This is a genomic window from Pseudomonas sp. GW821-FHT05D12, from assembly GCF_059419825.1.
This window is the reverse complement of sequence record NZ_JBWKSN010000001.1, coordinates 21,273-47,208: the sequence shown is the minus strand read 5'-3', so window position 1 is coordinate 47,208 and position 25,936 is coordinate 21,273. Positions and strand designations below refer to the sequence as shown.

Annotated in this window: 23 protein-coding genes; 16 read left to right on the top strand and 7 right to left on the bottom strand. The window is 62.5% G+C overall.

Annotation, left to right across the window (positions count from 1 at the left end; all coding sequences use genetic code 11):
• Positions 1-92: 92 nt before the first annotated feature.
• The 7 genes from AC07SI_RS00215 to AC07SI_RS00185 all read right to left on the bottom strand — a co-directional run bounded on the left by AC07SI_RS00215 (position 93) and on the right by AC07SI_RS00185 (position 8,452).
• Complete coding sequence (locus tag AC07SI_RS00215; RefSeq protein WP_282398213.1) at positions 93-1,517, bottom strand: gamma-aminobutyraldehyde dehydrogenase; 1,425 nt, start codon at positions 1,515-1,517, stop codon at positions 93-95.
• Positions 1,518-1,677: 160 nt separating this feature from the next.
• Positions 1,678-2,487 carry an ABC transporter permease gene (locus AC07SI_RS00210; protein ID WP_065903232.1) on the bottom strand — a complete coding sequence of 270 codons (810 nt, stop codon included), beginning with the start codon at positions 2,485-2,487 and terminating at the stop codon, positions 1,678-1,680.
• The gene (locus AC07SI_RS00205; protein WP_106804986.1) at positions 2,477-3,406 is read right to left on the bottom strand and encodes an ABC transporter permease; all 930 of its coding nucleotides are present in this window, start codon (positions 3,404-3,406) and stop codon (positions 2,477-2,479) included. The genes AC07SI_RS00210 and AC07SI_RS00205 overlap by 11 nt, the downstream gene beginning before the upstream one ends.
• Before the next feature lies 1 nt (position 3,407).
• Positions 3,408-4,442 carry an ABC transporter ATP-binding protein gene (locus AC07SI_RS00200; RefSeq protein ID WP_065903225.1) on the bottom strand — a complete coding sequence of 345 codons (1,035 nt, stop codon included), beginning with the start codon at positions 4,440-4,442 and terminating at the stop codon, positions 3,408-3,410.
• A gap of 207 nt (positions 4,443-4,649) precedes the next feature.
• Complete coding sequence (gene ydcS / locus AC07SI_RS00195) at positions 4,650-5,801, bottom strand: putative ABC transporter substrate-binding protein YdcS (protein ID WP_065903220.1); 1,152 nt, start codon at positions 5,799-5,801, stop codon at positions 4,650-4,652.
• Between the two features lie 149 nt (positions 5,802-5,950).
• Entirely contained in the window at positions 5,951-7,408 is a 1,458-nt protein-coding gene (locus AC07SI_RS00190; RefSeq protein WP_065903215.1) for a gamma-aminobutyraldehyde dehydrogenase, read from the bottom strand.
• Between the two features lie 132 nt (positions 7,409-7,540).
• Entirely contained in the window at positions 7,541-8,452 is a 912-nt protein-coding gene (locus AC07SI_RS00185) for a LysR family transcriptional regulator (protein WP_065903213.1), read from the bottom strand.
• A 168-nt stretch (positions 8,453-8,620) separates the two neighbouring features.
• On the opposite strand from AC07SI_RS00185, the gene AC07SI_RS00180 reads away from it, so the two are divergent.
• From AC07SI_RS00180 to AC07SI_RS00105, 16 genes are all read left to right on the top strand, one after another.
• Entirely contained in the window at positions 8,621-9,328 is a 708-nt protein-coding gene (locus tag AC07SI_RS00180) for a tellurite resistance TerB family protein (RefSeq protein ID WP_120447764.1), read from the top strand.
• A 211-nt stretch (positions 9,329-9,539) separates the two neighbouring features.
• Entirely contained in the window at positions 9,540-11,162 is a 1,623-nt protein-coding gene (locus AC07SI_RS00175; protein ID WP_065903210.1) for a methyl-accepting chemotaxis protein, read from the top strand.
• Positions 11,162-11,674 (top strand): chemotaxis protein CheW, encoded by a 513-nt coding sequence (locus tag AC07SI_RS00170; RefSeq protein WP_065903208.1) that lies wholly within the window; start codon positions 11,162-11,164, stop codon positions 11,672-11,674. The genes AC07SI_RS00175 and AC07SI_RS00170 overlap by 1 nt, the downstream gene beginning before the upstream one ends.
• Entirely contained in the window at positions 11,671-12,933 is a 1,263-nt protein-coding gene (locus AC07SI_RS00165; RefSeq protein WP_282397579.1) for a CheR family methyltransferase, read from the top strand. The genes AC07SI_RS00170 and AC07SI_RS00165 overlap by 4 nt, the downstream gene beginning before the upstream one ends.
• Positions 12,930-13,631 carry a chemotaxis protein CheW gene (locus AC07SI_RS00160; RefSeq protein WP_262134502.1) on the top strand — a complete coding sequence of 234 codons (702 nt, stop codon included), beginning with the start codon at positions 12,930-12,932 and terminating at the stop codon, positions 13,629-13,631. The genes AC07SI_RS00165 and AC07SI_RS00160 overlap by 4 nt, the downstream gene beginning before the upstream one ends.
• Complete coding sequence (locus AC07SI_RS00155; protein WP_065903197.1) at positions 13,628-15,913, top strand: hybrid sensor histidine kinase/response regulator; 2,286 nt, start codon at positions 13,628-13,630, stop codon at positions 15,911-15,913. The genes AC07SI_RS00160 and AC07SI_RS00155 overlap by 4 nt, the downstream gene beginning before the upstream one ends.
• Positions 15,910-16,920, top strand: coding sequence for a chemotaxis response regulator protein-glutamate methylesterase (locus AC07SI_RS00150; RefSeq protein ID WP_106804980.1), 1,011 nt, complete (start codon positions 15,910-15,912; stop codon positions 16,918-16,920). Before AC07SI_RS00155 ends, AC07SI_RS00150 begins: the two co-directional genes overlap by 4 nt.
• A gap of 51 nt (positions 16,921-16,971) precedes the next feature.
• Positions 16,972-17,973: a response regulator gene (locus AC07SI_RS00145; protein WP_065903189.1), complete on the top strand. Its 1,002-nt coding sequence runs from the start codon at positions 16,972-16,974 to the stop codon at positions 17,971-17,973.
• Positions 17,974-18,237: 264 nt separating this feature from the next.
• Positions 18,238-19,333 (top strand): peptide chain release factor 2 gene (gene prfB, locus AC07SI_RS00140; RefSeq protein ID WP_098465888.1). Its coding sequence is split into 2 segments (ribosomal slippage): positions 18,238-18,309 and positions 18,311-19,333, totalling 1,095 coding nucleotides; the frame shifts between segments, so codons are not numbered across the junction.
• A 93-nt stretch (positions 19,334-19,426) separates the two neighbouring features.
• On the top strand, positions 19,427-20,926 hold the full coding sequence (gene lysS, locus AC07SI_RS00135) for a lysine--tRNA ligase (protein WP_106804979.1): 1,500 nt from the start codon (positions 19,427-19,429) through the stop codon (positions 20,924-20,926).
• A gap of 152 nt (positions 20,927-21,078) precedes the next feature.
• Positions 21,079-21,795, top strand: coding sequence for a TetR/AcrR family transcriptional regulator (locus tag AC07SI_RS00130; RefSeq protein ID WP_065903180.1), 717 nt, complete (start codon positions 21,079-21,081; stop codon positions 21,793-21,795).
• Between the two features lie 123 nt (positions 21,796-21,918).
• A complete protein-coding gene (locus AC07SI_RS00125; protein WP_495004881.1) occupies positions 21,919-22,467 on the top strand; it encodes a hypothetical protein in 549 nt (182 codons plus the stop codon).
• A 20-nt stretch (positions 22,468-22,487) separates the two neighbouring features.
• Positions 22,488-23,765, top strand: coding sequence for a flavohemoglobin expression-modulating QEGLA motif protein (locus AC07SI_RS00120; RefSeq protein WP_065903174.1), 1,278 nt, complete (start codon positions 22,488-22,490; stop codon positions 23,763-23,765).
• Positions 23,766-23,903: 138 nt separating this feature from the next.
• Entirely contained in the window at positions 23,904-24,809 is a 906-nt protein-coding gene (locus tag AC07SI_RS00115) for an alpha/beta hydrolase (RefSeq protein ID WP_106804977.1), read from the top strand.
• The gene (locus tag AC07SI_RS00110; RefSeq protein ID WP_064054946.1) at positions 24,806-25,132 is read left to right on the top strand and encodes a PA3694 family proteiin; all 327 of its coding nucleotides are present in this window, start codon (positions 24,806-24,808) and stop codon (positions 25,130-25,132) included. Before AC07SI_RS00115 ends, AC07SI_RS00110 begins: the two co-directional genes overlap by 4 nt.
• A gap of 170 nt (positions 25,133-25,302) precedes the next feature.
• Positions 25,303-25,650: a hypothetical protein gene (locus tag AC07SI_RS00105; RefSeq protein WP_495004880.1), complete on the top strand. Its 348-nt coding sequence runs from the start codon at positions 25,303-25,305 to the stop codon at positions 25,648-25,650.
• Positions 25,651-25,936: the final 286 nt, after the last annotated feature.

Sequence of the window (25,936 nt, the reverse complement as noted above, 5' to 3'; positions counted from 1 at the left end):
GAGGAGGTCCCCTGTGGGAGCGGGCTTGCCCGCGATAGCGTCGGCACAGACACGCCGCCATCGCGGGCAAGCCCGCACACAGGGGTAAAGCGTCAGTGCTTGAACATCACATGGCGTACGGTGGTGTAGTCCTCCAGCCCATACATGGACATGTCCTTGCCATACCCGGACAGTTTCTGACCGCCGTGGGGCATTTCACTGACGAGCATGAAGTGGGTGTTCACCCACGTGCAGCCATATTGCAAACGCGCGGCCAGGCGATGGGCGCGTCCGACATCGGCGGTCCATACGGATGACGCCAGGCCGTAGTCCGAGTCGTTGGCCCAGCCGAGCACCTGCGCTTCATCGGTGAATTTAGTCACCGACACCACCGGCCCGAACACCTCGCGGCGCACGATTTCGTCGTCCTGCTGTGCATCGGCCAGCACCGTCGGTTCAAAGAAGAAACCATTGCCTTCCACCGCCTTGCCGCCGGTCACCAGGCGGATGTGCGGCTGGGCCACGGCGCGTTCGACAAAGCCGGCGACGCGGTCGCGGTGCTGCGCGGTGATCAGCGGGCCGAGCTCGGTGGCCGGGTCATCCTGCAGGCCGTACTGGATGCTGGCGACTGCCGCGCCGAGCTTCTCGACAAACGCATCGTAGATGTCCGCCTGGGCATAGATGCGGCACGCCGCGGTGCAGTCCTGGCCGGCGTTGTAGAAGCCGAAGGTGCGAATGCCTTCGACGGCCGCGTCGATATCGGCATCGTTGAAGATGATCACCGGGGCCTTGCCGCCCAGCTCCATGTGCATGCGCTTCACGCTGTCGGCGGTGCTGGAGATGATGTTCGCGCCGGTAGCGATGGAGCCGGTCAGCGACACCATGCGCACTTTCGGGTGGTTCACCAACGGGCTGCCCACGGTCGGACCACGCCCGAACACCAGGTTGAGGACACCGGCCGGGAAAATATCGGCGGCCAGTTCGACCATGCGCAACGCCGTCAGCGGGGTTTGTTCCGACGGCTTGAGCACCACGGTATTACCGGCAGCCAGGGCAGGGGCGATTTTCCAGGCGACCATCATCAGCGGGTAGTTCCACGGCGCGATGGAAGCGATGACGCCCACCGGGTCGCGACGGATCATCGAGGTGTGACCGGGCAGGTATTCGCCGCCAGCCGACCCGCTCATGCAACGGCTGGCACCGGCAAAGAAGCGGAACACGTCGGCAATCGCCGGGATCTCATCGTTCAGCGCGGCGCTGTAGGGCTTGCCGCAGTTGTCCGATTCCAGCTTGGCCAGCTCTTCACCGTGGGCCTCGATCACGTCCGCCAGTTTGAGCAGCAGCAAGGAGCGGTCTTTGGGTGCGGTCTGCGACCAGCCTTCAAAGGCGGCATCGGCGGCGCGCACGGCGGCGTCGACCTGGGCTTCGCTGGCTTCCTTGATTTCCACCAGTACCCGACCCAATGCCGGGTTGAACACCGGCTGCGCAGGGCCTTCGCCTTCGACCAGATGGCCGTTGATCAGCAGTTTGGTTTGCATGGTTCTGTCCTCTTAAAGCTGCATCGTTTCCCCTGCCGAAACCGGTTCAAGTGTGGGAGCGGGCTTTCAGTTGATACATCACGTGACTGATACACCGCTTTCGCGAGCAAGCCCGCTCCCACATTTGAATCTCATTCCTTCAGTGGCAATGTGTTGTCAGTTATTTACCGCCACTCCCGGCCACGCTTTCACCGCCGCGCGTCAGGTAGTAGGCACCGAGAATCGGGAACATCGTCACCAGCATCACCAGCATCGCGACCACGTTGGTCACCGGCACATCGCGTGGCCGGCTGAGCTGGTTGAGCAGCCACAGCGGCAAGGTGCGCTCGTGGCCGGCGGTGAAGGTGGTGACGATGATTTCGTCGAACGACAGCGCAAACGCGAGCATGCCGCCGGCCAGCAGCGCCGAGCCGAGGTTGGGCATGATGATGTAGCGGAAGGTCTGCCAGCCGTCGGCACCCAGGTCCATCGAGGCTTCGATGAGGCTGTGGGAAGTACGCCGCAGGCGCGCGATCACGTTGTTGTAGACGATCACCACACAGAAGGTGGCGTGGCCGACGATGATGGTGAACATCCCGGGCTCGATGCCCAGCGTCTTGAACGTCGCCAGCAGTGCGATACCGGTGATGATCCCCGGCAGCGCAATCGGCAGGATCAGCATCAGCGACACACCTTGCTTGCCGAAGAATTCGCGCCGATACAGCGCCGCCGAGGCCAGGGTGCCGAGCACCATGGCGATCAATGTGGCGATGGCCGCGATCTGCAGCGACAGCTTGATCGCTTCGAGCACGTCGGGCCGGGCGAAGGCCACGCTGAACCACTTCAGGGTAAAGCCCTGGGGCGGAAAGCTGAACGCGGCTTCTTCGGTGTTGAAGGCGTAGAGGAAGATGATCAGGATCGGGAAGTGCAGGAAAACCAACCCGCCCCAAGCCGCTATTTTCAGGCTCCACGAAGCTTTTTCAGAGTGCATCGAAGGCCCCCAGGCGTTTGACGATGGACAGGTAAACCGCGATCAGCACGATCGGTACCAGGGTGAACGCGGCGGCCATGGGCATGTTGCCGATGGCACCTTGCTGGGCGTACACCATGCCGCCGACGAAGTAGCCCGGCGGGCCCACCAGTTGCGGCACGATGAAATCGCCCAGGGTCAGCGAGAACGTGAAGATCGAGCCGGCGGCAATGCCCGGCACCGACAGCGGCAAAATCACCTGCATGAAGGTTTGGCGCGGCTTGGCCCCGAGATCCGCCGAGGCTTGCAGCAGGGACGGCGGCAAGCGTTCCAGCGAGGCCTGGATCGGCAGGATCATGAACGGCAGCCAGATGTACACGAACACCATGAAGCGCCCCAGGTGCGAGGTGCTCAAGGTGCTGCCGCCCACGCCGGGGATGCCCAGCACGAACTGCAGCAGCGGTTCCAGCCCCAGGTGCTGCACGAACCACTGTGCGACGCCGCCCTTGGCCAGCAGCAAGGTCCAGGCATACGCCTTGACGATATAGCTGGCCCACATCGGCATCATCACCGCGATATAGAAGAACGCCTTGGTCTTGCCCGTGGTGTAGCGCGCCATGTAGTAGGCGATCGGGAAGGCGACGATGGCGCTGGCGATCGACACCACGATCGCCATGCTCAGGGTGCGCACGATGATGTCGAAGTTCGACGGCTGGAACAGGGCGGCGAAGTTGGCCAGGGTCAGGTCCGGCGTGACCGCCATGGTGAAGTCGTCGAAGGTATAGAAACCTTGCCACAGCAGGGTCAGCAGTGAGCCCAGGTAGATCGCGCCGAACCAGATCAGCGGCGGTACCAGCAACATTGCCAGGTACAGGTTGGGCTTGCGGTACAGCAGGTTGGAAAACCTGCGCATCGGCGGTTGGGAAAGGGCCGAAGTCATCTCACACCTCGCCTGCGATGTCGGTCAGCGGGGTCATGGCTTCCCGCGCCCAGCGCGCGGTGACGGTCTGGCCGACCTGGTGGCCGCTGCTGATATCCAGCCATTGGTTGTTCGCCTGGCTGATGTTCAGCGCCTGGCCGTTTTCCAGCTTCAGTTCATAGCGGGTGGCGCTGCCCTGGTACTGGATATCGTGCAGCAGGCCGCTGATTTCGACCTCACCGACGCCCAGCGGGCCTTCGGCAAAGCGCACGTGTTCCGGGCGGATCGAGAACGGTTGCGGGGTGCCGCTGAGGCGTTGGGCCAACTCGCCGCGAAGCACGTTGGAGGTGCCAACGAATTCGGCGACGAACGACGTGGCCGGCTTCATGTACAGGTTGCGCGGGGTGTCGACCTGTTCGATGCGGCCCTTGTTGAACACCGCCACCCGGTCGGACATCGACAGCGCTTCGGTCTGATCGTGCGTCACGAAGATAAAGGTGATGCCGAGTTGGCGTTGCAGCTTCTTCAACTCGCTTTGCATCTGCTCGCGCAGCTTGAGGTCGAGGGCGCCGAGCGGCTCATCGAGCAGCAGCACACGCGGGCGATTGACCAGTGCGCGCGCCAGCGCCACCCGTTGGCGCTGGCCGCCGGAGAGCTGCACTGGCTTGCGGTCGCCGTAGCCGCCGAGGGCGACCATACCCAGGGCTTCTTCGGCGCGGTTGAGGCGCTCGGCCTTGCCGACGCCCTTGACCTTGAGGCCGTAGGCCACGTTGTCGCGCACATTCATATGCGGGAACAGCGCGTAATCCTGGAACACGGTGTTGACGTCACGCTGATACGGCGGCAAGCCGGCGGCTTCCTCGCCATGAATGCGGATCGAGCCTGCGCTCGGCTGCTCGAACCCGGCGATCAGGCGCAGGCACGTGGTCTTGCCTGAGCCGGAAGGGCCGAGCATGGAAAAGAACTCGCCGTCCTGGATATCGATGGAAACCCGGTCAACGGCTTTCACTTCGCCGAACTGACGGGAAACGTGGGTGAATTGGACTGCAAGCGTCATGGTGCGGTGCTCCAAAAAGGCGCGGGTCGTCGCAGCGGCCCGGCCTGGACTTCTGAAAAAATTAACGCGGTGTTGAGGGCGACTCGGTCGAAATGTGGGAGCGGGCTTGCTCGCGAGTGCGGTGTGTCAGGCGGCGATGAATCAACTGAAAGTCCGCTTTCGCGAGCAAGCCCGCTCCCACATGGGGCCGGTGTCGCCTGGGAGGGCTTAGCGCCCGCCCATGATCGCGATGTAATCCTGGGTCCAGCGGCTGTACGGCACGAACTTGCCGCCTTCAGCCTGCGGGGTTTTCCAGAAAGCGATCTTTTCGAACTGGTCGAACCCGTTGGTCTTGCAGCCTTCGGCGCCGAGCAGCTCGCTCTCTTTACACGCCGCAGGCACCGCCGGCAGCGAGCCGAACCAGGCCGCGACATCGCCCTGGACCTTCGGCTGCAGTGACCAGTCCATCCACTTGTAGGCGCAGTTGGGGTGCTTGGCCTCGGTGTGCAGCATGGTGGTGTCGGCCCAGCCGGTGGCGCCTTCCTTGGGAATGGTCGAGGCGATCGGCTGTTTCTCGTTGACCAGGCCGTTGACCTGATACGGCCAGGCGCTGGAGGCCACTACGCCTTCGTTCTTGAAGTCGCTCATCTGCACGGTGGTGTCGTGCCAGTAGCGGTGGATCAACGGCTGCTGGGCGCGCAACAGTTCGAGCACGGCCTTGTACTGGGTTTCGGTCAGTTCGTAAGGGCTCTGGATGCCCAACTCCGGCTTGGTCGACTTGAGATACAGCGCCGCGTCGGCGATGTAGATCGGACCGTCGTAGGCTTGCACGCGGCCTTTGTTCGGCTTGCCGTCAGGCAGGTTCTGCGCATCGAACACCACGTTCCAGCTGGTGGGCGCGGTCTTGAACACGTTGGTGTTGTACATCAGCACGTTCGGGCCCCACTGGTACGGGGTGCCGTAGGTTTGCTGGCCGACCACATACCACGGCGCATCCTTGAGGCGCGGGTCGAGGTTTTTCCAGTTGGGGATCAACGCCGTGTTGATCGGCTGCACACGCTTGCCGACGATCAACCGCAACGAGGCATCGCCGGATGCGGTGACCAGGTCATAGCCGCCCTTGGCCATCAGGCTGACCATTTCGTCAGAGGTGGCGGCGGTTTTCACGTTGACCTTGCAACCGGTTTCCTTCTCGAAACCGGTGACCCAGTCGTAGGCCTTGTCGCTTTCGCCACGTTCGATATAGCCGGGCCAGGCGACGATATCCAATTGGCCTTCACCTGCCCCCACCGCTTTCAGCGGTTCGGCGGCCTGAAGGCTGGCGCTGGCCAGCAGCGCGGTGGTCAGGGCACTGAGCAGTGCGGTCTTGTGCGCGGACATGGGGATTCCCTCTTCTTTAATTATGGTCGGGGCAGTAAAAACAGGTATACGGGTTGATTATTGTTTTAGCGTAGCTCTTGGGGCTGAGCCGCAAGCAAAAGCAAAAGCAAAAGCAGATCCGCTTTTACTTGCAGCTTGCCGCTTGCCGCTTATAGCTGATGTCCATGTCTAGCCATGATGTGCCGCACCACGCTGTAGTCCTGAAGCGAATCACTGGACAGATCTTTCCCATACCCCGAGCGCTTCAAGCCGCCGTGGGGCATTTCGCTGACCAGCATGAAATGGCTGTTGATCCAGGTGCAGCCGTATTGCAGGCGCGCCGCCACCTGCATGGCTTTGTCCAGGTTCTGCGTCCATACCGACGAGGCCAGGCCGTATTCGGAGTCGTTGGCCCAGTCCACTGCCTGTTCCAGCTCATCGAAGCGGGTCACGGTGACCACCGGGCCGAAGACTTCGCGCTGCACGATCTCATCGTTTTGTTTGCAACCGGCGAGCAGTGTCGGCTGGTAATAGAAGCCGGCACCGGAATGTACGGCGGCACCCGTGACCCGCTCGATATGCGGCTGGCCGAGGGCGCGCTCGACAAAACTGGCGACGCGGTCACGCTGGCGTGTGCTGATCAGCGGGCCGAGTTCGTTGTCGGCATCACGCTTGCCGGCAAAGCGCAGGCTGCTGACGGCCGCGCCAAGCTCGGCGACCAATTTGTCGTGGATACCGGCCTGGGCGTAGATGCGGCAGGCCGCGGTGCAGTCCTGGCCGGCGTTGTAATAGCCGTAGGCACGCACGCCTTCGACCACGGCTTGCAGGTCGGCGTCGTTGCAGACGATCACCGGGGCCTTGCCGCCCAGTTCCAGGTGCGTGCGTTTCAGGGTTTTCGACGCGGCTTGCAGAATTTTCTGCCCGGTGACGATATCGCCGGTCAGCGACACCATGCGCACCTTGGGGTGGCTGACCAAATGGCTGCCGACGCCTTCGCCGCCGCCACACAGAATGTTGATGACCCCGCGCGGCAGCAGTTCTTTAAGGACGGGGGCGAGGGCCAGGATCGACAGCGGCGTATGTTCCGACGGCTTGAACACCAGCGTATTACCGGCGGCCAGGGCGGGAGCGATCTTCCACGCGGCCATCATCAACGGGTAGTTCCACGGCGCAATGGAGGCGACCACGCCAATCGGGTCACGGCGCACCATGCTGGTGTAGCCCGGCAGGTATTCGCCGCTGAGCTGGCCGGTCTGGCAGCGCACGGCCCCGGCGAAGAAGCGGAACACATCGACGGTGGCGCTCAAGTCATCCTGGCGTGCCAGGTGCAAGGGCTTGCCGCAATTGAGTGATTCGAGGCGGGCGAGGTAGTCGGCTTGTTTTTCGATGGCGTCGGCAATGCCCAGCAGGATGATCGAGCGTTGCTGCGGCGTGGTCCGCGACCAGCCGGCAAACGCGCGGTGCGCGGCAAGGATGGCGCTTTCGACCTGTTCGGTGCTGGCTTCGGCGATCTGGGTGAGGACTTCACCGGTGGCCGGGTTGAGGATCGGCTCGACAAAACCCTGGCCCTGGACCAGTTCGCCGTCGATCAGCAACGCAGTGAGCAGCGGGGTGGGCGCGCCGGACATTTTTCGCGATCTCTTTTCTTGTGTGGCCATGGGCGTTCTCTTACAAGGCGCCTGACCTTCTCTTATGGATGAGCTGAGAGTAGAGGTCGGGCGCGAGGTCAACAAATACTAAATACTGAATGCAGCATTCGATTAAATAGATGGCTTGCGCGGATGCGGCTGTTCGCGGGCCACGGTCAGGAACGGGTCCACCAGCGCCGGGCGCGCGGTGCCACGGCGCCAGGCCAGGCCCACGTCGAGGGTCTGGCTGAGGTCGGCAATCGGCCGCGCTTCAATAATGTCGCCTTCCAGGGACCAGGGCCGGTAGGTCATGTCCGGCTGGATCGACACCCCCAGGCCGGCAGCCACCAGGCTGCGCACCGCTTCGGTGGAGGCGGTGCGCAAGGTCACGCGTGGTTGCAGCGCGGCTGCAGTCCACAGGCGTTGGGCGTTGTGGCCCATTTCGTCGACATTCAGCTGAATCAATGGCTCGCGCGCCACATCGGCCAGGTTGATGCTGTCGTGCTCCAGCAACGGGTGCTGCGCCGGCAGCCACAGGCGATGGGGCGAGTGGGTGAGGACTTCAGTCTGCAGGGCGTGGCGGTCTTCGAGGTTGGACAGGATCAGCACCCCCACGTCGATCTCGCCGCTGACCAGCAAATGCTCGATGTACGGGCGTTCATCCTCCATCACGCGGATTTCCACATTCGGATAGGCGCGCTGGAAACGGGTGAGCAGGTCGGCAAGGTAATACCCGGCAACCAGGCTGGTCACGCCGATGATCAACTGGCCGGCAACCTGGTCGGTGCTCTGCTGCAGGCTGCGCTTGGCGTTGTCGACGGTGGCAAGAATCAGGTGCGCCTGGCGCAGGAACTGATGGCCCTGGTGGGTCAGGGTCATGCCCTTGGCGTGGCGGTTGAACAGGTTGACGCCGATTTCCTGCTCCAGTTGCTGGATGGCCAGGGTCAGGGTCGACTGGGAAATGAACGCGGTTTGCGCGGCGGCGGAGATCGAGCCCGTCTCGGCCACGGCGATGAAATGCCGGATTTGACGCAAGGTCATCATGCTGGAATTACCAGTGGGGTGTTTTTATAGATTTATCCGAGTGTATATCGATTTAAGCGAACGGCAGTGGCGTTACATCTGGAAGCACTCTAGATCGGGGCTTTTTGGCACTTAGTTTTACGCTGGGAGCCTATTGGTCCTACGAACCCAAGTGTCTGGAGGCTGCGAATGAATACCCGTGGATTGCTCGATCAACTGCTCAAGTCTGGCCAGGACATGTTGCAGAACAAGGCCGGCGGCCAGCGCAAGCCGGACGACAAAGGCGCCCTTGGCGGACTGCTGGGCGGTGGTGGCCTTGGCAGTCTGCTCGGCGGTGCCGGTGGCGGCGCCCTGGCGGCCGGGGCCATGGGCCTGCTGCTGGGGAACAAGAAAGCCCGCAAGTTCGGCGGCAAGGCCCTGACCTACGGCGGGCTCGCCGCGTTGGGCGTCATTGCCTATAAAGCCTATGGCAACTGGCAGGCAAACCAGGCCAGCGCACCTCAAGGCGAACCGCAAACCATCGACCGTTTGCCACCGGCCCAAGTCGAGCAACACAGCCAGGGCATCCTCAAGGCCCTGGTAGCCGCCGCCAAGGCGGACGGGCATGTGGATGAGCGCGAGCGCGCGCTGATCGAAGGTGAATTCACCAAGCTGGACGATGACCGCGAGTTGCACAGCTGGCTGCACGCTGAACTGAACAAACCCCTGGACCCGGCCGATGTGGCCCGCGCCGCCAGCACCCCGGAAATGGCCGCGGAGATGTACATCGCCAGCGTGATGTTGGTGGATGAGGAAAATTTCATGGAGAAGGCCTACCTCGATGAGCTGGCGCGGCAACTCAAGCTGGAGCCTGGCTTGAAGATCGAGCTGGAAAAACAGGTGCGGCTGGCGCAATAAACGCCTGCCCTGAAGCGATCAAACTGTGGGAGTGGGCCTGCTCGCGAATGCGCTGGTCAGTCATCGAATCTATTGACTGATCCTGCGCCTTCGCAAGCAGGCCCACTCCCACATTTGCATTCTGTGATCACTACAGCAAAACCCGTTGATTAATGAGGGCTTCTGCTCAGCTATACTCCCCTCCATTTGAATGGCCCTTCGAGGAATTACTGTGAAGAACTGGACCTTGCGCCAACGGATTTTGGCGAGCTTTGCGGTCATTATCGCGATCATGCTGCTGATGGTCGTGGTGTCCTACTCACGGTTGCTGAAGATCGAAGCCAGCCAGGAAGCGGTCCGCGACGACGCGGTGCCGGGGGTGTACCTCAGCTCGATGATCCGCAGCGCCTGGGTCGACAGCTATTTGCAGACCATCGACATCATTGGCCTGCGCGAGGATAAAACCTTCACCAATACCGACAAGAACGACTACAAGTCCTTCGAGACGCGTATTGAACTGCAGATGGCCAACTACGAAAAAACCATTCATGGCCAGGCTGACCGCATGGAGTTCGATAACTTCAAGGCGGCGCACATCAACTACAACAAAGTCCTGGCGCAGGTGCTGGAGCGCGTGCAAGCCAATGACCTGCCGGGGGCCAACCAATTGCTCGAGGAGCAATTGACGCCGATCTGGACCGAAGGTCGCATGAAGCTCAACGACATCATCACGGAAAACAAGAACGTGTCCGACCGTGCCACGGCGGCCATCGACGAGTCGGTGCTGTCGGCCAAGATCAGCATGGCCGTTTCGCTGATCATCGCCATCCTCGCGGCCGGCCTGTGTGGCCTGCTGCTGATGCGCGCGATCATGGCGCCGATGCAGCGCATCGTCGACATCCTCGAAACCATGCGTACCGGCGACCTGAGCAAGCGCCTGAACCTGGAACGCAAGGATGAGTTCGGCGCAGTCGAAACCGGCTTCAACGACATGATGACCGAGCTGACGGCCCTGGTGTCCCAGGCCCAGCGCTCGTCGGTGCAGGTCACCACCTCGGTGACCGAGATTGCCGCGACGTCCAAGCAACAGCAGGCGACCGCGACTGAAACCGCGGCCACCACCACCGAGATCGGCGCGACTTCCCGGGAAATCGCCGCGACGTCCAAGGACCTGGTGCGCACCATGACTGAAGTCTCCACCGCCGCCGACCAGGCCTCGGTGGCCGCAGGCTCCGGCCAGCAGGGCCTGGCGCGCATGGAAGAAACCATGCATTCGGTAATGGGCGCCGCCGACCTGGTCAATGCCAAGCTGGCGATCCTCAATGAGAAGGCCGGCAACATCAACCAGGTGGTGGTCACCATCGTCAAGGTTGCCGACCAGACCAACCTGCTGTCGCTCAACGCCGCCATCGAGGCGGAGAAAGCTGGCGAATACGGGCGCGGTTTTGCCGTGGTGGCCACCGAAGTGCGCCGCCTGGCGGACCAGACGGCCGTGGCCACCTATGACATCGAGCAGATGGTGCGCGAGATCCAGTCGGCGGTGTCGGCGGGGGTGATGGGCATGGACAAGTTCTCCGAGGAAGTGCGCCGGGGCATGTTCGAAGTGCAGCAAGTGGGCGAGCAGCTGTCGCAGATCATCCACCAGGTGCAGGCGCTGGCGCCCCGGGTATTGATGGTCAACGAAGGCATGCAGGCCCAGGCCACCGGTGCCGAGCAGATCAATCACGCCCTGGTGCAACTGGGCGATGCCAGCAGCCAGACTGTGGAATCCCTGCGCCAGGCCAGCTTTGCCATTGATGAGCTGAGCCAGGTGGCGGTGGGCCTGCGCAGCGGCGTGTCGCGTTTCAAAGTCTGATGAGCGACCTCGCGGCTAAACGCGGCGCCGTCCCGGCAGCGAAAAAGGCTTTGTTCCTGGTGTTTCACATCGGCGACGAACGCTTTGCATTAAGGGCCACCGAAGTGGCCGAGGTGCTGCCGCGCCTGCCTCTCAAGCCTATTGCCCATGCGCCGCTGTGGGTGGCGGGCATCTTTGCCCATCGCGGTGCGTTGGTGCCGGTCATCGACCTCAGTGCGCTGACGTTTGGACAGCCGGCCCAAGCGCGGACCAGCACGCGGCTGGTGCTGGTCAACTACCAGCCCGAACCCTGGGTTGCAGCCCGTTGGCTGGGGTTGATCCTGGAACAGGCCACCGACACCCTGCGGTGCGACCTCAGCGAGTTCAAGCCCTATGGCCTGGACAACCGCGAGGCGCCGTACCTGGGGCTGGTGCGTGAAGACGCCGCGGGCTTGATGCAGTGGATCGGCGTGAATGAATTGCTCACCGAGCCGGTGCGTGCGTTGCTGTTCTCCGCCGAGCTGAGCCTATGAGCAACGATCCGCGCTTCTTTGCCTTCCTCAAGGAGCGCATCGGTCTCGATGTCGCCTCCGTGGGCGAAGCCATCATCGAGCGTGCCGTGCGCCAGCGCAGCCAGGCCTTGCAGGCGCAGACGGCGGGCGAGTACTGGCAGCACCTGCAAAGCTCCCATGACGAGCAGCAGGCGCTGATCGAAGCGGTGATCGTCCCCGAAACCTGGTTTTTCCGTTACCCCGAATCCTTCGTGACCCTGGCCCGCCTGGCCAAGGCGCGCCTGGTCGAGATCAAGCAGATGCGCGCCCTGCGTATCCTCAGCCTGCCGTGTTCCACTGGCGAAGAACCCTATTCGATTGCCATGGCGCTGCTGGACGCGGGCCTCGCACCGCATCAGTTCAAGGTGCAGGGCATGGATGTCAGCCCGCTGTCGGTGGAGCGTGCCCGGCGCGGGGTGTACGGCAAGAACTCGTTTCGCGGGGGCGACATTGCCTTTCGCGACCGCCACTTCGTGGAACACGGCGACGGGTTCCACATCGCCGAGCGGGTGCGTGAGCAAGTGCGCCTGCAAGTCGGCAACCTGCTCGACCCGGCGTTGCTCGCCAATGAGGCCAGCTACGACTTCGTGTTCTGCCGCAACCTGCTGATCTACTTCGACCAGGCGACCCAGAAACAAGTGTTCGATGTACTAAAGGGCCTGACCCACGTTGACGGCGTGCTGTTTATCGGCCCCGCCGAGGGCAGCCTGCTGGGGCGCCATGGCATGCGTTCGATCGGTGCGGCGCAGTCGTTTGCCTTCAGTCGGCAGGCAGAGCCGCAGCAGCCTGCACCGGTGTTCGTGCCGCTGCCTGCGCCCATCCCGCAGCGCAGCGCGGCGCCGCTTCCGGTCAGGCCGCGCCCGTTCAGTACTGCCGCCACTGCGCAGGTCATACCGATCAAGGCCGCGCCGTCCGATGCCGCCGCCTTGCTCAGCCGCATCGCCACCCTCGCCAACGAAGGCAAGAGCCTGGAGGCGCGGGCTGCGTGTGAAGAGTATTTGAATCACCACCCGCCGGCCGCCCAGGTGTTTTACTGGCTGGGGCTGCTCAGCGATGTGGCCGGCAGTGCCCTGGAAGCCCAGGGCTATTATCGAAAAGCCTTGTACCTGGAGCCCCAGCATTCGCAGGCCTTGATGCACCTGGCCGCCTTGCTTGAGTCCCAGGGCGACAGCGCGGGAGCCCGCCGCCTGCAGGCGCGGGCCGCGCGTAGCGAGCGAGCTGACAGTGAGCACAAACCATGAGTAGCCCCGACGCGCTCGACACCACCGGCCTGGACCTGACCCTGGCTGACACGCAAGCCATCGACGATTGCTGGAACCGCATCGGCATCCATGGTGACAAATCCTGCCCGCTGCTGGCGGACCACATCCATTGCCGCAATTGCTCGGTGTACTCGGCAGCCGCCACGCGCCTGTTGGATCGCTATGCCTTGCAGCAGGACGACCGTCGGCCACAGGCAGCGGTCGAGCATGGCGCCGAGGTGGTCACGCGCTCGCTGCTGATATTCCGCCTGGGCGAAGAGTGGCTGGGCATCGCCACCCGCTGCCTGGTGGAAGTGGCCACGTTGCAACCGATCCACTCCCTGCCGCACCAGCGTTCCCGTGCCTTGCTCGGCGTGGCCAACGTACGCGGCGCGCTGGTGGCGTGCCTGTCGCTGGTGGAACTGCTGGGCCTGGATAACACCGGCAGTGGCGCCAGCGGTGGCCGGATCATGCCGCGCATGCTGATCATTGCCGCGCAAGATGGCCCGGTGGTGGTGCCGGTGGATGAAGTCGACGGCATCCACGCCATCGATGAGCGCACCTTGAAGGCTGCGTCAGCGCCCGGCAGCCAGGCGAGTGGCCGCTTCACCCAAGGTGTGTTGCAGTGGAAAGGCCGCAGCCTGCGTTGGCTGGACGAGGCGCAATTGTTGTCCGCCGTGACCCGGAGCCTCACATGACCCCCGACCAGATGCGCGATGCCTCGCTGCTGGAGCTGTTCAGCCTGGAAGCCGATGCACAGACCCAGGTATTGAGCGCGGGCCTGCTGGCCCTGGAACGCAACCCGACCCAGGCCGACCAGCTCGAAGCCTGCATGCGTGCCGCGCACTCGCTCAAGGGCGCGGCGCGGATTGTCGGGGTGGACGCGGGGGTCAGCGTGTCGCATGTCATGGAGGATTGCCTGGTCAGCGCCCAGGAAGGTCGCCTGTACCTGCAACCCGAACACATTGATGCGCTCCTGCAAGGCACCGACCTGTTGATGCGCATCGCCACGCCGGGCAATGACGTCGGGCCGGCGGATATCGAGGCGTATGTGGCGCTGATGGAGCGCCTGCTCGATCCGTCGCAACTGAGTGCCAAGGTCGCCCCGTCAGCCCCGCCGCCGCCTGAGTCGGCCCCGGCGCCCGTCGTCGAGGAGCTGCCGCCGGAGCCCGAGCCCGCGCCACCCGTCACCAGCGAGCCTGCGCGCCAGAACAAACGCATGACCGAAGGCGGCGAACGCGTGTTGCGCGTGACCGCCGAGCGCTTGAACAGCCTGCTCGACCTGTCGAGCAAGTCCCTGGTCGAAACCCAGCGGCTCAAGCCATACCTCGCCAGCCTGCAGCGCCTCAAACGCATTCAAAGCCAGAGCGCGCGGGCCCTGGATACACTGGACGGCCAGCTCAAGACCGTGGACTTGAACCTCGAAGCCCAGGAAGCCCTGGCCGATACCCGTCGGCTATTGAGCGAAGCCCAAGCGCTGCTGGCAGAAAAACATGCCGAGCTGGACGAGTTCGGCTGGCAGGCCGGGCAGCGCGCTCAGGTGCTCTACGACACCGCGCTGGCGTGCCGCATGCGCCCGTTTGCCGACGTATTGGCCGGGCAGGTGCGCATGGTTCGCGACCTCGGCCGCAGCCTGGGCAAGCAGGTGCGCCTGGAGATCGAGGGCGAAAAGACCCAGGTTGACCGCGACGTGCTGGAGAAGCTCGAAGCGCCGCTCACCCATTTGCTGCGCAATGCCGTCGACCACGGCATCGAAATGCCCGAGCAGCGCCTGCTGGCGGGCAAGCCGGCCGAGGGCCTGATCCGCTTGCGCGCGTCTCATCAGGCTGGCCTGCTGGTGCTGGAGTTGAGCGATGACGGTAACGGCGTCGACCTGGAGCGCCTGCGCGGCACCATCGTCGACCGGCACCTGTCGCCGCTGGAAACCGCCCAGCGCCTCAGCGAAGAGGAGCTGCTGACGTTCCTGTTCCTGCCGGGGTTCAGCCTGCGCGACAAGGTCACCGAAGTATCCGGGCGGGGTGTCGGCCTGGATGCAGTGCAGCATATGGTCCGCCAATTGCGCGGTGCGGTGGTGCTGGAGCAGACGGCGGGGCAGGGCAGTCGTTTCCATCTGGAGGTGCCGCTGACCCTGTCGGTGGTGCGCAGCCTGGTGGTGGAAGTCGGCGAAGAAGCCTACGCGTTCCCGCTGGCCCATATCGAGCGCATGTGCGACCTGGCGCCCGACGACATCGTGCAACTGGAAGGCCGCCAGCATTTCTGGCACGAGGGCCGGCATGTCGGCCTGGTGGCCGCCAGCCAGTTGTTGCAGCGCCCGGCGGGGCAGAATAATGACGAAACCTTGAAAGTGGTGGTGATCCGCGAACGCGATGCCGTTTATGGAATCGCCGTGGAACGCTTCATCGGCGAGCGCACCCTGGTGGTGTTACCGCTCGATGACCGCCTGGGCAAGGTCCAGGATATTTCCGCCGGCGCCTTGCTGGACGACGGCTCGGTGGTATTGATCGTCGACGTCGAAGACATGCTGCGCTCGGTCGACAAGCTACTCAACACTGGTCGCCTGGAACGCATTGCCCGGCGCAGCCAGCAGGCCACCGAAGCACCGCGCAAACGCGTGCTGGTGGTGGACGATTCGCTCACCGTGCGTGAGCTGCAACGCAAATTGTTACTTAATCGTGGTTATGAAGTGGCCGTGGCGGTCGATGGCATGGACGGCTGGAACGCGTTGCGCTCCGAAGACTTTGACCTGTTGATCACTGATATTGATATGCCTCGCATGGACGGTATTGAATTGGTCACACTCTTGCGCCGTGACAGTCGCCTGCAATCGTTGCCGGTGATGGTGGTGTCCTACAAGGACCGTGAAGAAGACCGACGTCGTGGACTGGACGCCGGCGCCGACTATTATTTAGCCAAAGCCAGTTTCCATGACGATGCCTTGTTGGACGCCGTGGTGGAGCTGATTGGAGGCGCGCGGGCATGAGGATTGCGATCGTCAACGATATGCCCCTGGCGGTGGAGGCCTTGCGCCGCGCCTTGAGTTTCGAGCCTGCGCACGAAGTGGTGTGGGTCGCCGGCAATGGCCTGGAAGCGGTGCAGCGCTGCGCCGAACTGACCCCGGACCTGATCCTGATGGACCTGATCATGCCGGTCATGGACGGTGTCGAGGCGACGCGGCAGATCATGGCCGAGACCCCGTGCGCCATCGTGATCGTCACGGTCGACCGCCAGGCCAACGTCAGTCGGGTGTTCGAAGCCATGGGCCATGGCGCCCTGGACGTCGTGGATACGCCGCCCCTGGGCGTCGGCAACCCCAAGGATGCGGCGGCGCCGCTGTTGCGCAAGATCCTCAATATCGGCTGGTTGATTGGCCAGCGCGGCAGCCGTGTGCGTGCCGAAACCACACCTGCGCGCAGCACCGGCAAACGCCAGAGCCTGGTTGCCATCGGCTCGTCGGCGGGTGGCCCGGCTGCCCTGGAAATCCTGCTCAAGGGCTTGCCCCGCGACTTTCCCGCCGCCATTGTGCTGGTGCAGCATGTGGACCAGGTCTTCGCCGCCGGCATGGCCGAGTGGCTGAGCAGCGCCTCCAGCCTGCCGGTGCGCCTGGCCCGCGAGGGTGAGCCGCCGCAACCCGGCGTGGTGCTGCTGGCCGGGACCAACCACCACATTCGTTTATTACGCAACGGCACGCTAGCCTATACCGCAGACCCGGTTAACGAGATCTATCGGCCTTCGATCGACGTGTTTTTCGAAAGCGTGGCCAGCCACTGGAATGGCGATGCCGTCGGCGTACTGCTGACAGGCATGGGCCGCGACGGGGCCCAGGGCCTCAAGTTACTGCGAGAACAAGGATATCTGACCATCGCCCAGGATCAGCAGAGCTCGGCGGTGTATGGCATGCCCAAAGCAGCGGCGGCGATTGACGCTGCTGTTGAAATTCGCCCACTGGACAGAATTGCGCCCCGATTGCTGGAGGTATTTTCGAAATGAGCCCTACCTCCCGCGGTGCTGGCTTGCAGGTAGTAATTCAGGTGACTGCAGATGAATGATTTACAGATCGACGACATCAAGACCGACGAAAATGCCGCCATGGTGTTGCTGGTCGACGACCAGGCCATGATCGGCGAAGCCGTGCGGCGTGGCCTGGCCCATGAAGAAAACATCGACTTCCACTTCTGCGCCGACCCGCACCAGGCCATTGCCCAGGCGATCCGCATCAAGCCGACGGTGATCCTGCAGGACCTGGTGATGCCCGGCCTCGATGGCCTGACCCTGGTGCGCGAATACCGCAACCACCCGGCCACTCAGAACATTCCGATCATCGTGCTTTCCACCAAGGAAGACCCGCTGATCAAGAGCGCGGCGTTCTCGGCCGGCGCCAACGATTACCTGGTCAAGCTGCCGGACAATATCGAGTTGGTGGCGCGCATTCGCTACCACTCGCGTTCCTACATGACCCTGTTGCAGCGGGATGCGGCCTACCGTGCGCTGCGGGTCAGCCAGCAACAATTGCTCGACACCAACCTGGTGCTGCAACGGCTGATGAACTCCGATGGCCTCACCGGGCTGTCCAACCGCCGGCACTTCGACGAGTACCTGGAACTGGAGTGGCGCCGTGCCATGCGCGACCAGACCCAGTTGTCGTTGCTGATGATCGACGTGGATTTCTTCAAGACCTACAACGACAGCTTCGGTCACGTCGAGGGCGATGAGGCCTTGCGCAAAGTCGCCGCGTCGATCCGTGAAGCCAGCAGCCGGCCGTCGGACTTGCCGGCACGTTATGGCGGTGAAGAGTTTGCGCTGGTGCTGCCCAACACCTCGCCGGGTGGTGCGCGACTGGTGGCCGAAAAGCTGCGCATGGCGGTGGCCGCGCTGAAAATCCCGCACATTGCCCCGACTGAAGGTTCGAGCCTGACGATCAGTATCGGCCTGTCGACCCTGACGCCGGCGCAGGGGACCGACTGCCGGCAACTGATCCTGGCAGCGGACAAGGGGTTGTACACGGCCAAGCATAATGGACGAAATCAGGTGGGGATCGAGTAGGGTTGTGTGTACATATGCGTTGCTGCGGTAACGGCTAACCCGGCGTCCTGCCGGGTTAGCCACGGATTCAAGCCTGCGTTCGGCCAGCGCCTACACGTATCCGCTTTTGATCCAACCCCTCAGGTCGGCTTTCGGGCACACCGGGCCCAGGCGAAGTGTCGAGTGGTGGGGCAAGAGCCCTTTTCGCCCAGCGGGCTGCCGCTCCCCCCCGTTTATCGTTATACTCGTCGGCTTTCAAAAGTTCGCCAACGAGTGCTGCCCGCCATGGAAATCAACCCGATCCTTAACACCATCAAGGACCTGTCCGAGCGCTCCGAAACTATTCGGGGGTATCTTTGACTACGATCAAAAGCATGAGCGTCTGACCGAAGTCAATCGCGAGCTTGAAGATCCGAGTGTCTGGAACAAACCTGAATACGCCCAGGAACTGGGCCGCGAGCGCGCTGCGCTGGCGCAGATCGTCGATACCCTCGACGAGCTGAACACCGGTCTGGCCGATTGCCGTGACCTGCTGGACATGGCCGTCGAAGAAAACGACGAAGGCGCAGTGGGCGATGTCGTCGCCGAGCTGGCCCGTCTCGAGGAAAACCTCGCCAAGCTTGAATTCCGCCGCATGTTCAGCCATGAAATGGACCCGAACAACGCCTACCTGGACATCCAGGCCGGCTCAGGTGGCACCGAAGCCCAGGACTGGGCCAACATCCTGTTGCGCATGTACCTGCGCTGGGCTGACAAACGCGGTTTCGACGCCACCATCATGGAGCTGTCGGCCGGTGAAGTCGCCGGCATCAAGGGCGCGACCGTGCACATCAAGGGTGAATACGCCTTTGGCTGGTTGCGGACCGAGATCGGCGTGCACCGCCTGGTGCGCAAGAGCCCGTTCGACTCCGGCAACCGTCGCCACACCTCGTTCTCTGCGGTGTTCGTCTCGCCAGAGATCGACGACAAGGTGGAAATCGAGATCAACCCGGCCGACCTGCGGATCGATACCTACCGTTCCTCCGGTGCCGGTGGCCAGCACGTAAACACCACCGACTCGGCCGTGCGTATTACCCACGTACCGACCAACACCGTGGTCAGCTGCCAGAACGAACGTTCCCAGCACGCGAACAAGGACACCGCCATGAAAATGCTGCGGGCCAAGTTGTACGAGCAGGAAATGCAGAAGCGCAACGCCGCGTCCCAGGCGCTGGAAGACACCAAGTCGGATATCGGCTGGGGCCACCAGATCCGTTCGTATGTGCTCGATGCCTCGCGGATCAAGGATCTGCGCACTAACATCGAACGCAGCGACTGCGACAAGGTGCTCGACGGCGATATCGACGAATACCTGGAAGCCAGCCTGAAATCAGGCCTGTAACAGGCTCCATACCGCGATCCCTGTAGGAGCCGGCTTGCCGGCGATCCCCGGCCGCAGGCCGGGGACAACGAACCAGATGGAATATTTAAAGACATGAGCGACCAACAACTCGACCAGGCCCTGCAACAGGAAGAAAACTCCCTGATCGCCCTGCGCAAGGAAAAGCTTGCTGCCGAGCGCGCCAAGGGCAATGCCTTCCCCAACGACTTCCGCCGCGACAACTACTGCGATGCCTTGCAGAAACAGTACGCGGACAAGACCAAGGAAGAGCTGGCTGAGGCTGCGATTCCGGTCAAGGTGGCAGGTCGCATCATGCTCAACCGTGGCTCGTTCATGGTGATCCAGGACATGACCGGTCGCATCCAGGTCTACGTCAACCGTAAAACCCTGTCCGAAGAAACCCTGGCCTCGGTGAAGACCTGGGACATGGGCGACATCATCGCCGCCGAAGGCACCTTGGCACGTTCCGGCAAGGGCGACCTGTATGTCGAAATGACCAACGTGCGCCTGCTGACCAAATCCCTGCGCCCGCTGCCGGACAAGCACCACGGCCTGACCGACACCGAACAGCGTTACCGCCAGCGCTACGTCGACCTGATCGTCAACGAAGACGTGCGCCAGACCTTCCGCGTGCGTTCGCAAGTCATTGCGCACATCCGCAGCTTCCTGATGAAGCGTGACTTCCTCGAAGTCGAAACCCCGATGCTGCAAACCATCCCGGGTGGTGCCGCAGCCAAGCCGTTCGAAACCCACCACAATGCGCTGGACATGGAAATGTTCCTGCGTATCGCGCCGGAGCTGTACCTCAAGCGCCTGGTGGTTGGCGGCTTTGAAAAGGTGTTCGAGATCAACCGCAACTTCCGTAACGAAGGTGTTTCGACGCGTCACAACCCTGAATTCACCATGTTGGAGTTCTACCAGGCGTACGCCGACTACGAAGACAACATGGACCTGACCGAAGAACTGTTCCGCGAGCTGGCGCAGCTGGTCCTGGGCAGCACCGACGTGCCGTATGGCGACAAGGTGTTCCACTTCGGCGAGCCGTTCGTGCGCCTGTCGGTGTTCGACTCGATCCTCAAGTACAACCCGGAGCTGACCGCTGACGACCTGACCGACATCGACAAGGCCCGTGCCATCGCCAAGAAAGCCGGCGCCAAGGTGCTGGGTTTCGAAGGCCTGGGCAAGCTGCAGGTGATGATTTTCGAAGAACTGGTGGAGCACAAGCTGGAACAGCCGCACTTCATTACCCAGTACCCGTTCGAAGTGTCGCCGCTGGCTCGTCGCAACGACGACAACCCGAACGTCACCGATCGTTTCGAGCTGTTCATCGGTGGTCGCGAAATCGCCAACGCCTACTCCGAGCTCAACGACGCGGAAGACCAGGCCGAGCGCTTCATGGCCCAGGTGGCCGACAAGGACGCCGGCGATGACGAAGCCATGCACTACGACGCTGACTTCGTGCGTGCCCTGGAATATGGCATGCCGCCGACCGCAGGCGAAGGCATCGGCATCGACCGCCTGGTGATGTTGTTGACCAACTCGCCGTCGATCCGCGACGTGATCTTGTTCCCGCACATGCGGCCACAAGCGTAAGCGTAGCGAAATCCGAAGCCGCCTTTTATAAGGCGGCTTTTTTATGCGGCATTAACAAGCGTCAAGCAAACAGCGCCAGGGGATCGTTCCCGTGCCCTGCGTGGGAATGCACACCGTGACGCCCCGCGTCACTCTAATAAGGAAGATCAGTCGTGAACCGCGTAACCGCTCAAGAAGGCGCCGCCGGCATTGCCGCTGCCGTGGCTGAAAGCGTCCAGTACCAGGGCCGCAAGGCCAGCCGTCGGGGCAGCGAGCAACGCAGGCAAGACATTCTCGATGCGGCCATGCGCATTGTGGTGCGCGACGGCGTGCGGGCCGTGCGCCACCGGGCGGTGGCGGCGGAGGCGGGGGTGCCGTTGTCGGCAACCACCTACTACTTCAAGGATATCGATGACCTGCTCACCGATACCTTCGCCCAATACGTGGAGCGCAGCGCTGCCTTCATGGGCAAGTTGTGGGTGCGCAACGAAGGCCTGCTGCGCGAGATGGTCGCCTATGGCGATGGCAGCCCGGCGTCGCGCTCACAGCTGGCCGATGACATTGCGCGACTGACTGCCGACTACGTCATGCGCCAACTCAGCAATCGCCGTGAACACCTGATGGCCGAGCAGGCCTTTCGCCAGGAAGCCTTGCTCAACCCGCGCCTGGCGGAGCTGGTGCGCTCCCACCAGCAGATCCTGTTGCAGGGCACCGGGCAGTTTTTCCAGGTATTGGGCTCCCGCGAGCCGCAACAGGATGCCAAAGTGTTGACGGCGATAATCAGTCGGATGGAATATCAGGGCCTGCTGGGCGGCGCAGAGCCTCTGACCGCTGACGAGATGCTTGAGATTCTCAAGCGCTACATGCATTTGGTCCTGGCCTCGGTCTAGCCTCATGTGGGCGCTGGCTTGTCGAATCGTCGCACTGCTGCGATAGCCTCACCGCGGTTTACCTGAAGCACCGCGGGGCCTGTATCGCAGGCGAGCCAGCTCCCACACTTTATGGAGTATGCAATGAAAGCCTGGCGTGTCGCGGTCATCGCTCTGTCGTTCCTGTTGCTCAGCGGTTGCCTGGTGACCTTCAAGGACCCGCTGCCGGCCCGGGAAGCCGCGCCGGAGGAACTGCTCGGCCAATGGACGAGCAAGAATGCCTGGGGCGAGCCGCTCAACCTGCACATCACCCACGCAGGCGAGCACCGTTATAAAGCCGTGAGCTACCCTACAGCCAAGCCGGGCCAGCGCGATGAGTACCTGTTTACGGTGTCGCGGCATGGCAGTCGCTGGTACCTGTCGGCGCCGTTGCCGGCCAAGCTGGGTGGCAATTACATCCTCGCGGGATTCGAGTTCGATGAAAAACACGAATTGGTGGTCTACAACCTCGACCTCGAGCAGATCCATCAGGCGATCGGCCAGCGCGCCTTGCACGGCAGCACCGTGGAGACCGTCGAAGGTGCCGGCGTGCGGGTGGACAGCCCCATGGACCAGGTGTTTGCCTACCTGGATGACCCGGCCAATGCCGATGTGTTCGTTGAAGCCGTGCGCTACCAGCGCGCGGGCAAATAACGTTTAAAGAGGAAGTAGCGGTGGACGATTACCAGCAGACGATACGCACCTTGTCTGATCGCATTGTGCTGGCGCAAACACCGATTCGCGTCCTCGACGCGGTGAAATGGGACGAGAACATTCGCCAGGGATTTCTCAAGGCCAAGGGCAAGGAACTGCCCGCCGTGGACCGCGACTATTATCTCAACCGGCCGCTGTCATTCGATTCCAGCGCGGTGAAGCTGGAGTTCCAGAACATTGAGCGTGACATCACGCGCCGCCTCGGCCAGTTCAGCCCGGTGGGGCAGATCATGCGCCGCATGTGCAAGGAGTACCGCATGGTGGTGCGCATGCTCGAGGCCCGTGGCACCGAGGACTTTGGCCTGATCTCCCAGGAACTGTACGGCGCCGCCTCCGATGCCTTTCACGCCGGCGACCCGACCCTGGCGGACCTGGGCCTGATGCTCTCCGACTACCTGAACAACATCGACGGGCGTGGCGACCTCAAGGACGAAGCCAAGACCCTCACCGCCAAGGACGCCGTGGCGCTGCTGCAAACCCGCCTGAACCGGGTGTTTGGCGAGGCCGAAGAGACCATCCGCGTGTTCGAGTCCGACGGTATCGTCGCCGATGCAGCGGCGGGCGCCGACTACATCAAGATCCGCGCCGACGCGATGTTCAACGAGCGCGACGTGCGCGCGCTGGAAGTGCATGAAGGCCTGGTGCACGTCGGCACCACGCTCAATGGCCAGAACCAGCCTATCTGCACCTTTCTGTCCAAGGGTCCGCCGTCGTCGACCGTGACCCAGGAAGGCCTGGCGATATTGATGGAGATCATCACCTTCGCCTCCTACCCGAGCCGCCTGCGCAAGCTCACCAATCGCACCCGCGCCATCCACATGGTGGAAGAGGGCGCCGACTTCCTGCAGGTGTTCGAGTTCTTCCGGGAGCAGGGTTTTGAGATGGCCGAAAGCTACGGCAACGCCAGTCGCGTATTCCGTGGCTCGGTGCCGACCGGTCTGCCTTTCACCAAGGACTTGTCCTACCTGAAAGGCTTTATCATGGTCTACAACTACATCCAGCTGGCTGTGCGCAAGGGCAAGCTGGAACAAGTGCCGCTGCTGTTCTGCGGCAAGACCACGCTGGAAGATATGCGCACCCTGCGCCAGCTGGTGGACGAGGGCCTGGTGGTACCGCCCAAGTACCTGCCCGAGCAGTTTCGCGACATGAATGCGCTGGCGGCGTGGATGTGCTTCTCCAACTTCCTCAACCACTTGAGCCTGGACCGGATCGAGGCGGATTACTCGAATATCCTTTAACACCGATCTAGCTGTAGTTGGCGGCTTGCCGACGATGGCTGCAGGAGACCGCGTTGCCTGCATCGCCGGCAAGCCGGCTCCTACAGGGTTTCGGCGTTATTCAGATGTGTTGTTTAACTACTCACGAGGCTTCAACGGATGAGAATCCTCGGCATTCTATGCCTGCTACTCACATTGAACGGCTGCAGCTCACTGCTGTTCTATCCCGAGCCCGGCCTGCCGTTCACGCCGGAAAAAGCCCACCTGGACTACCGCGACGTCACAGTCACCACCGCCGACGGGGTCAAGCTGCATGCCTGGTGGCTGCCGGCCAAGCCCGGCGTGCCGCTCAAGGGCACAGTGCTGCACCTGCACGGTAACGGCGGCAACCTGGCCTGGCACCTGGGTGGCAGTTGGTGGTTGCCGGAGCAGGGCTACCAGGTGCTGCTGCTGGACTATCGCGGTTATGGGCTGTCGCAGGGCAAGCCGTCATTGCCGGCGGTCTATCAGGACGTTGATGCTGCCTTCAGCTGGCTCGACCAGGCCCCCGAGACCCGGGGCCAGCCGCTGATCGTCCTCGGTCAAAGCCTCGGCGGCGCGCTGGCGGTGCATTACCTGGCGGCCCACCCGGAACGACAGGCGCAGCTCAAGGCCCTGGTGCTGGACGGCGTGCCCGCCAGTTATCGTGACGTAGGACAATTCGCCCTGAGCACCTCCTGGTTAACATGGCCGTTTCAGGTGCCGTTGTCCTGGCTGGTGCCGGATGGCGACAGTGCGATCCGCGCCATGCCGCAACTGACCGGTGTGCCCAAGCTGCTGTTCCACAGCCTGGATGACCCGATTGTGCCGGTGGCCAACGGCATCCGCCTGTACCAGGCCGCGCCGCCGCCTCGAGTGTTGCAGTTGACGCGCGGTGGCCACGTGCAGACCTTTGCCGACAAGACCTGGCAAACCGTGATGCTGCGTTACCTGGATGACCCGCAGCACTTCAACGGCCTGCGTCGCCTGGGCGAAATCCCGAATTATCCCGATTCTAAAGTTGATTCATCAGAGAGCCCGCAATGAGCGAAGAACGCAACATGATCCCGCTGATCCTCACCGGCATCGGCACCATCATCGGTACTGTCGGCTGCCTGTGGTACTACGGCTACCTGCACTTCGCCAAGCCGGAAGATGCGCTGCTGCTCAGCGATTTCACCCTGCTCAAGACCGTGCCCGGCGAAGACTACAAGATCTCGCTGACCCCGGCCGCGCAGGTGGCGCAGTGCGTCGACGGCGTGCTGGTGATGTTCGACACCGAGCAAAAAGGCTTGAGTGGCGTGCTGGTTAATAACAAGAAGCAGGCGGTACGTTGCCTGGGCCAGGAAACCCCGCAACTGCAGCAGTGACCTGGCACATCGCCCCGTGGGAAAACGCCATTGAACCTGGCGATTAGTCCCTTGCTGCATGTGCGACCCGTAGCTGACCGGAACCATCTTTATTTACCCGCCACAGACTAAGGACTGATCGGAGCGACTGATCAGTCCTTTTTTAATTAATGAGTCTGGAGTTTGCATTTATGTCAGGTATCAACGGTGTATCGGGTTCAACGGGCTTGTCAGGCATTGGTGGTGGCCAAGGTCCCCAGCAAAGCCTTGATCAGCAGATTCAGGACGTACAAAACAAAATCAAGCAACAGTCACAAGGTTCCCAGGGCAGCCAGGGAAGCGGTGGAGCTGGGGGCGGGGGTGGCCTTGAAGAGCTGGAGAAGCTACTGAAGAAACTGCTTGCAGAAAAAGCTCAAGGTGCTCAGGGCGGTGAAGGTGCACAAAATGGCCAGGGCTCACAAGACAGTCAAGGTGGCTCACAGGGCGGCGGCCAAATCCAGTCGCCCGACTACCAGGGTTCCAGCAAAGTCGGCGGCTGATTGCCATCTCTGCAAAGCCCGCCCGCCATGGGCGGGATTTGGTCAACGACCGAACGATAATGCTGAGCCAAGATTTTTTGGAACCATATCGCGTAAGGCGCCACACAAAGCGGTGTAACTTACTCAGATCAGGGCCGAGAAAGTGGCGATAATTGCAAATCCTGTACCTCCCGTACATCCGGCAAATCCTGAAAGTCAGGCATTTCGCAACCTGCTGAATATGAGCCGGTGCCATGTAGATCTTGAGCGGCGGACCGCGCAGGACCAGAAACAGGACCAGAAGATG